This is a genomic window from Gottfriedia sp. NPDC056225, from assembly GCF_042267765.1.
Taxonomy (GTDB): Bacteria; Bacillota; Bacilli; order Bacillales; family Bacillaceae_G; genus Gottfriedia.
Map to the genome: position 1 here is coordinate 1 of NZ_JBHJTJ010000129.1, position 1949 is coordinate 1949.

General features: G+C 26.8%; 1 protein-coding gene. It reads right to left on the minus strand.

What is annotated here, in order from left to right; translation table 11 throughout:
• Positions 1 to 257 precede the first annotated feature (257 nt).
• A complete protein-coding gene (locus tag ACFCYN_RS25365) occupies positions 258 to 1547 on the minus strand; it encodes a radical SAM protein (RefSeq protein WP_375952946.1) in 1290 nt (429 codons plus the stop codon).
• Positions 1548 to 1949: the final 402 nt, after the last annotated feature.

Consider the following 1949-nt stretch of genomic DNA (forward strand, 5'->3'; position numbering starts at 1 on the left):
AAATAAGTTCGTAATTGAGTTCAATCTTCGAATTAAATTTTAAAAAATCTTTTATTCTTATTAAAATACCATGATTTACCTTTTTACTTTTTAAATACGTTAATAAATTATCTAAAGAATTTTTAAAGATGAATACATTATTGTTAATCATAAAATTTAATCTATAATTAAATACATTGGGTAACTTATTTATTCGTGAATTATTTAATGAATACATATTTGTAGTTGAGTATTCCGTAACAAATGTATATTTTTTATTACTTGATGTACTCTCTTTGAACATGACAGTCACGCTCATCTACCTCCATCATTGATGCTATGCAATTTCCACATGTATTGTAATGTATACAATCACCACAAATTTTTTTACTCGGAGTAGGATATTCAATAATTCTTTTGAGATTGTTAATATTTAAAATCTCTAGCATATCAGATTCATTTACATCACCTAATATAATATTTTGAATAGCTGGACAAGGTGTTACTTTACCATTGGACAAAATATGAATTAATTGGTACCCAGCTCCGCATTTATTAGGATGTTCAATAGAATCCATAATCTTATTTATTTTTCTTTCACAAATATCCAGTCCGACATAAAAATCATCAGTTGAATATTTTTGGTGATAATCTCCTAAAATATCTGTAAATTCTCTTGCTAATTCTACTGGAATATTATTTTTTTTAGCTCTACCTGCGATAGATGTTAGCCCAATACTTATCCCTACGCATTTAATACTTTTACACAACTGAATTAAATCTATTAAATCATCTTTATTATGATCATTCATTGTATAGGAAATTGATACTGGAATATTTTTATTAGTCAATCTTTTAATGTTATTAATTGTATTTTTAAAAGCTCCTCGAACCCCTCTAATATAATCATGATTTTTTTCGATACCATCTAAACTTATTTGGATCCCTATATTCGGATAATTACTTATTAGTAAAAGTAATTCTTCTCTTAGAATCATTCCATTCGTTGCTATGGTACATGAGCGAGCATTTTCACCTAATAATTTTATTAATTTTTCAACATTACTTTTCAACAATGGTTCACCACCTGTAATAAAAAAAGTTGATGCACCAATATCCACAAATGTCTTTGCTATTTCAACAAATTTATCAATATTAATTTCATTTTCTCTGGCTTTCCCAGATTCATTAAAACAGTGAAGACATTTTAATTGACACCTATTAGTTAATTCCATTGATATACTAATTGGTACTACAAGATCACCATCTCCTATCACATTTAAATCTACTTCATTAGGAAAATTAATTTCTTCAACTATTTTATCGGCAATATATTCTTGAAGAAATGAACGGACACTCTCTTGTTTTTCTAAACTAATTTCTCCATAGTCCTCATTTATTTTCTTTAAAATATCGTTAAAACTATTTATACCATTACACATTTTCAAAATATAAAGCCCTGAATGATTACAATTTTTTGTTAGTATTTTTTTGTCTTTGACCATTAAAATAGAGGCACCTTTAAAATTTTCTACTATTTTAACTTTTGGGTTAATCAATAAAAACATTTATTTTTTTCTCCTTTCAAAAAATGTATGACAATAAGGACATCCAAATATGTATGTCCTTATTGTTTTACTGTGCTTAAACAGCAAGTAGATATTGATTCCAACAAGCAGTTACTACCCTTACTTTAAATGGGGTAATCAAACATGCAGCAATTTGAGAATTAGTTGTAACGGGAACATCGAATCGCATCAAATTCACCTCCTTTCCAATTCAAAGAACTTTCAAATTTAATTGTGAAAATTACTAAGCTATCTCTTAATAATTTTTTAGATGTAAAACCTAGCAATCCACTTAGTAAAACAATTAGTAAAAACATAGCTATGTTTTATTCTTGTTTATTGCTGATAATGTACATAGATATAGTCTCCTGGATTTTTTCAGTAAACGTTTACATAATTATG